The organism is Nocardia sp. 852002-20019_SCH5090214 (assembly GCF_001665865.1).
In the GTDB taxonomy this organism is placed as follows: Bacteria; Actinomycetota; Actinomycetes; order Mycobacteriales; family Mycobacteriaceae; genus Nocardia; species Nocardia nova.
This window is the reverse complement of record NZ_LZMK01000052.1, coordinates 1-5,372: the sequence shown is the minus strand read 5'-3', so window position 1 is coordinate 5,372 and position 5,372 is coordinate 1. Positions and strand designations below refer to the sequence as shown.

Annotated in this window: 7 protein-coding genes; 3 read left to right on the top strand and 4 right to left on the bottom strand. The window is 64.6% G+C overall.

Annotated elements, in window-relative coordinates; all coding sequences use genetic code 11:
• Nucleotides 1–135: helix-turn-helix domain-containing protein (locus A5780_RS06445; protein ID WP_156769385.1), on the top strand; the 135-nt coding region annotated here is incomplete at its 5' end.
• Between the two features lie 144 nt (nucleotides 136–279).
• On the opposite strand, the gene A5780_RS06440 is transcribed toward A5780_RS06445, so the two are convergent.
• Both A5780_RS06440 and A5780_RS06435 read right to left on the bottom strand, forming a co-directional pair.
• Nucleotides 280–1,017 carry a hypothetical protein gene (locus tag A5780_RS06440; RefSeq protein WP_156769384.1) on the bottom strand — a complete coding sequence of 246 codons (738 nt, stop codon included), beginning with the start codon at nucleotides 1,015–1,017 and terminating at the stop codon, nucleotides 280–282.
• Nucleotides 1,004–1,327, bottom strand: a complete 324-nt coding sequence (locus A5780_RS06435; protein ID WP_156769383.1) for a hypothetical protein — start codon at nucleotides 1,325–1,327, stop codon at nucleotides 1,004–1,006. The genes A5780_RS06440 and A5780_RS06435 overlap by 14 nt, the downstream gene beginning before the upstream one ends.
• 329 nt (nucleotides 1,328–1,656) lie before the next feature.
• Here A5780_RS06435 and A5780_RS06430 point away from each other — a divergent pair, with 329 nt between their 5' ends.
• Together A5780_RS06430 and A5780_RS06425 are read left to right on the top strand one after the other, a co-directional pair.
• The gene (locus A5780_RS06430; protein ID WP_064908005.1) at nucleotides 1,657–2,346 is read left to right on the top strand and encodes a recombinase family protein; all 690 of its coding nucleotides are present in this window, start codon (nucleotides 1,657–1,659) and stop codon (nucleotides 2,344–2,346) included.
• A gap of 161 nt (nucleotides 2,347–2,507) precedes the next feature.
• On the top strand, nucleotides 2,508–2,765 hold the full coding sequence (locus A5780_RS06425; RefSeq protein ID WP_156769382.1) for a hypothetical protein: 258 nt from the start codon (nucleotides 2,508–2,510) through the stop codon (nucleotides 2,763–2,765).
• 893 nt (nucleotides 2,766–3,658) lie between these two features.
• On the opposite strand, the gene A5780_RS06420 is transcribed toward A5780_RS06425, so the two are convergent.
• Nucleotides 3,659–4,213 (bottom strand): hypothetical protein, encoded by a 555-nt coding sequence (locus A5780_RS06420; RefSeq protein WP_064908003.1) that lies wholly within the window; start codon nucleotides 4,211–4,213, stop codon nucleotides 3,659–3,661.
• Between the two features lie 815 nt (nucleotides 4,214–5,028).
• Nucleotides 5,029–5,372: hypothetical protein (locus tag A5780_RS40665; protein WP_231982866.1), on the bottom strand; the 344-nt coding region annotated here is incomplete at its 5' end.

Sequence of the window (5,372 nt, the reverse complement as noted above, 5' to 3'; positions counted from 1 at the left end):
CCCGCCCTCACCCCCGAGCAGGCCGAACAGCTTCGCGCCCGCGCCGCGGCAGGCGAGCCAAAATCGGCGCTGGCCAACGAATTCGGCGTCAGCCGCGAAACGGTCTACAACTACCTGCGCAACGGCGCCGCGTAGACCGGCCAACTATCGCCGCAGAATCTCGGCCATCTATCACCGAAGGTCACAAGAGTGTCGGTAAAACGTGTCGAAAAATCCTGGCGTCCAATAAGTCCCGTCGGACCTTTCTCGTACACCTAGCTCATTGAGAAGCTGCAGTCGTCACCGATCTTGCGGATCCAAGAGCTCGTCGAAGCCGACACCCCGCAGGGCCGCCTTGCGACGAAGGCGGTACTGGCGTTGGCGACAGGCGTTGTCGCAGTAGCTACGCGGTCGGCCGCGCCGGGCCGCCCGCGCCGCCTCGTCGTCGGATTCGGGGAGCTGGGGCAGGTTGCACCCACAGTCCTGACACCGCGGCGCCTGTCGCTGGACTTCGACGTAGCCGTGGCGGCGGCATTCTCGCTTCAACGAGCCCGAATGCCGTTCGATGAGCAATCGCGCTTTGCTCTCGATCTGCTTGATCCGGCCGGTCAGCGTGGCGTCAAGGTGTCCGCCCGCCTCCATGAGGTCCTTCAAAGCGACGACCACATCATCCAATTCGCCACCGAACTCGGATACGAGCTCCCACGTTCCGAGCTCTTGTTCGTCTGGATCCATCGCTTCTGCGAGTCGGAGCAGGGCGGACGGCGCAATGCTCCCTAGCTGTTGGAGCATGCCCAGATACGACCTCATGGAATCGGCCGCTATCTCTGCCCACGCAGAGTCGTCGTCCCACTTCGAATGGGGAAGAATGTCGCCGTATAAGTAGTCCCAGCGTTCGAAGAGTCCACCGTGAAGGGCAGTGGGTTTGCGGTGCACGTGCTTGCCCAGCTGAAGCACCGCGGCGTCGGTGAGGATCTGACTGGTGGCACGACTCTCGGTCGGACGCTGCTGGTAGCGGCTGCGTCTATGCCTTGGCATTGGTCTCCTCCTGCGGATCCGCAAGGGCGTTCCTCTTCGTCGGCGCATCCGGCCCAGCGGCGCCGACCGTTGGTGCAGCCCGGGAGACGGGGGAAGGCCTTCGCCGGCCGGGCCGCAGGAACCAGTTGAGCTGATAGCCGAACGCTCTCACGAAATCGGAAAACACCTGAGGGATATCCTCCGGCCGTGCACGACACAGTGCAATCGTGACGGCTGCGACCACTCCGATAGCGAGGACGAGGGCCGGTAGCTCCAGACACAGCACGACCCAGCCCTCCGCATGTGTGAGCGAATCGATGGACGCGAACAAGAGGACCTCCTCGGGTTCAGACACAAAAAAGGCCCCCAGCGAAAGCGCTGAGGGCCGTGTGCGGCGACTGAAACGAAAAGCCCCAGGAGAACCTGGGGCTCGAATGGGCAGACTTCACGCTGCCGTCTCGCCGAGTTTAGCAGGGGCTTTCCAAGATTCACAGAGCAGACACCTCCAGCTCACGGCCCACTTTCTACAGCACCGGAATTTCGTAACGCTCCCAGCTAGGGCAGCGCCAGGCGGCAAAACGATGGAGCCGACCTGAGGCTGTAGACCCACCGCCACAGTTGCCGCACAGGCCTGTCGGGACTTCCTCGTACAGTCCGGGCATGACCGACACTCTCGACTCCCGGCCGGCGCTCAGCCTCGACGGCGATATCCTCGATCCGATCGGCGGTGGGGGCGCGCTCGTCGGCTACGCGCGGGTGTCGACCAAGGGCCAGAACCTCGACCGACAGATCCACGCGCTGCAGGACGCCGGATGCCAGAAGGTGTTCTCGGACAAGAAGTCAGGCAAGAACGTCGAGCGTGAGGAATTGTCGCGCTGCCTCGACTACATGCGGCCGGGCGACACGTTGGTGGTGCCGTCGCTGGACCGGCTCGGCCGGTCCCTGCAGGACCTGATCGCAATCGTGACCGGACTTCGCAAGCGCGGCATCGGATTCCGGTCCCTGCACGAAGCCCTGGACACCACCACCCCCGGCGGCCGCCTGGTGTTCCACGTCTTCGCCGCGCTCGCCGAATTCATCCGCGAGCTGATCGTCGACGGCACCAACGAAGGCCTGGCCGCCGCGCGGGCCCGCGGACAGCGGCTCGGCCGGCCACCGGCCATGAACGCCGAGCAGATCCGCCAGGCCCGCGCGATGCTCACCCGCCCCGACGAATCGGTGGCGTCGATCGCCCGGCTGATCGGCGTCTCGCGCTCGACGCTCTACAAGTACCTGCCGGAGCTCTCGTCGTCCGGAAGCGTTACGAAAGTATCGGTGCCCCGGAATCGCTCACTGGACCAGCGGGTTTGACCGAATAGGTCTGCGACGTGATGGTGTGCTAGCGTACTCATCGCTGGGCACCGCTGTGCCCTCCCAAGCCTCGGACAATCGTCCGGGGCTCTTTTCGTATGAGTACCCGTATCCCAAGCCCTCGGCATCCGCCGGGGGCTTTTTTCGTATCCGGAGGCGCAATGTCCAATCCTGTTCCGGTCGTGGTCGCGCAGCTCGTCTCGACGGGGCTGTGGCCGCTGGTACTGCTCGTCGCCGCTGTGGTCGGGGTGACGACCACAGCCTTGCTACGCGCGGAGAAGCGCGACATCCCTACGATCTTCTCGGTATTCGCCCACGCCTTCGGGTTCCACAAGACCACAGGATCCACCGCGGGCCAGTACGACAGCCAGCAGACGGATCGAACCGCAGAGGCCGAGCGCCCTGAGGAGGCGATGTGACCCGCCACAGAGTGCACAGCGACAAAGTCGAACAGCGCGTCGCCCACAAGGTCGACGACATCGAGCTCCGGGCTGAGATGGCTGAAGTCCTCAAGGCCAGGTGGACAAGCAACGGCGAGGCTATGACGCCTGAGCAGCTCAGTGTGTGGATCGAGCGAATGGCGCACAGCCCGCTGGGAACGTCACATGTTGCCCTTCAATATCTGCGGACGCTGTCTCATGACATGGGCGTGTATCGGCGGACAGGCCCCGCGGTCGAGGATCTCGTACACCGCTTGGCGCGCATACAGATTGCGTTCGATGTCAACCAGGCAGCTGATGCTGGCGACCCCGATTTGGTCTGGTGCGAGTCTCACGGGTGGACTGACCTACTCGGGCTCCCAGCGTGCGCAGAGTGCCCGTGTGAGATGCCGACCGGACCGATGGCCGATCTGGATCGGATCGGTCGGCCGCGCCGCTACTGCAGTAACGCCTGCCGACAGCGCGCCTACCGACGCCGAAGACGAAACAGACATCGGGCTCGGTTCAGCCAACCAGGCAAGTACTCGCTCGTTCCATGGACACCGTAGGAGCACGAAGGACCGATCCGGCGCCAGGGGCGCGGTCAGAACCAGAACTGCAGCAGACCGGATCCACCGGCGGGTTTCGGCGGTGGATTCGGCGACGGTAGCCAGCTCGGCTATGCCAACCGCAGGCGTATAGGCGGGTGCCGGAAACTCGATAACCGCTGTTCAGGGCCGGTAGTGGATATACCGTCCTGGGGGGAGAGTGACACGGGTCATAGCCAAATCGTGCTACTGTTGCCGCAGAGCCGCCCCTTTGCGGAGGGGTTGGAAGTGAGCCACAGGATTACTCGCCGGACGACGAGGCCTGTGGCTCGCGTCGTATCCCGGCTAGATGTGGCGGATGTCGATCAGGCCCCCCAGCTGGTCGAGGTAGTGGGGGTTCCCGACTCGTTGTTGCACGACCGCACCACAGACCACGTCTGCCACCCACAGCACTGGTTCGGTCCTGCCGACGCTGTGGTGGATCCGTAGACCGGCGCCGATTACCTTCCGCGCACGGAACTTGCCCAGAATGTCCTGGTCGCTGCGGTCGAGGTCCTTGCGCGATTCGAATGTGATGTGGCTGCATGGCATCTCGGCCAGCTGGGGTAGCAGGTACTCCAGGCACTTTCGGCGGTGTCGCCGGTCGTTGGCGTCCTGCTCGTGGTGGACGACTACGACGCTGACCGAAGGAAGTTCGGCGACCGTCCGGACGAGCAGCTCGCGGCGCTCGTCGGAACTTTGCTGCCAGTGCACCTTCTTCTCCCCGGGCAGCCGCAGCCCGTCCATCGTCTTACGTACCACCTCGACGTCGTCGGCCTCGACCAGTGCGGCAGCCAGCAGATATGTGCCGGGATCTCGCTCTGGCTGCGACCCGCTCTCATCTCCCCATGCGGTCAGCACCGCGCTCTCCCGTCTGCGAAAAAGTCCTGGCAGGGCGGTCCGCCTACGTGTAGGTGGCGTGCGAGCGCGAGTCCGCCTGCGCCCGCGAACATCTCAGCCATGATTCGTCGTTCCTGTCGGTCGTCGGTACAGAAGCGCACGAACCGTAGAGAAGTGGGGTGCAACGCCACGCTGACGCGCGTATGCCCTGCATACGGCGAGATTGGGCCCATCGCCGGGCGCCGCCGGCTGCGGGATGCGATCGAGATGCCGACATGTGTCGGCCGAGGCGGTTAACCTCATCGGGCCCGGTGTCCTCTCGTTGCTGGAGTGGATATGTGACTGGGTCGACCTCGGCTCCCTGCCTTGCCTCCAACAGGGCAGGGAGCCGCACTGCATTCCCCAGCCTGGCCACACGCACACCGTTCCGGGGGCGGGCCGCTGCGAGCGACCGTGGGCGGAATCGTAGAGGACCTGACCGACGTCCGATGCATGCGAAAACCCAAGGACAGGCGGCGAGCGCGCCGCCGAAGAACTGCAGGCCGGGACCTTGAAAGCGTCGAATCAGCGGGATCTGCCCGACGGATGGTGTGCACAAACTGTGTATCAGCGCCGATGAGCAGGCTCTCGACGTTCTGATCGTGCGCGTTGTCACCACCTGCAGATTGACCTTGTCCTACAAGGTTTCTTCTTGGCGTTCGTATACGTCATCACCGAGTTGAGGTTGTGGGAGAAGATCTCCAGTTCCGTCAGCCACCTACAGTGATGGCGAGGGCCCCGCCGGGTATCGGCCGGCGGGGCCCTCGCCATCGTGCGATGCAGTTACAGCGCTGCTGCTACGGCGATTCCGGATCATCGAGGTAGCGCCAACGGATCCGGGTGACCGTGGACGCCGGGGTGCAGCCGGTGTGGGTGCCGCAGAAGAACTCGACGAACTCCGCCGGCGTCATATCGAAACCCTCGGCGCGGACTTCTTCGGGTGTGATGGTGTCGAGGCGCTCGCGCCCGACGTCGAGTACTTCCACGTCGACGATCCGGACGAGTGGTTCGCCGCGGCGGCGGCCCATCACCTTGCGGCACAGCGTGAGCCGGGTGCCGGGCGTCAGCATCAGCCAGCCCGTGCGGCGGGTGACGGTCTTGGTGCGGTCGCGGACCTGGTCCTCGGTGAGCGAGACCGACA

What these genes read in the sequence shown, in the direction of transcription:
- A5780_RS06440 (WP_156769384.1), bottom strand. Translation starts at nt 1,017, where the DNA reads ATGCCAAGGCATAGACGCAGCCGCTACCAGCAGCGTCCGACCGAGAGT.
- A5780_RS06430 (WP_064908005.1), top strand. Translation starts at nt 1,657, where the DNA reads ATGACCGACACTCTCGACTCCCGGCCGGCGCTCAGCCTCGACGGCGAT.
- A5780_RS06425 (WP_156769382.1), top strand. Translation starts at nt 2,508, where the DNA reads ATGTCCAATCCTGTTCCGGTCGTGGTCGCGCAGCTCGTCTCGACGGGG.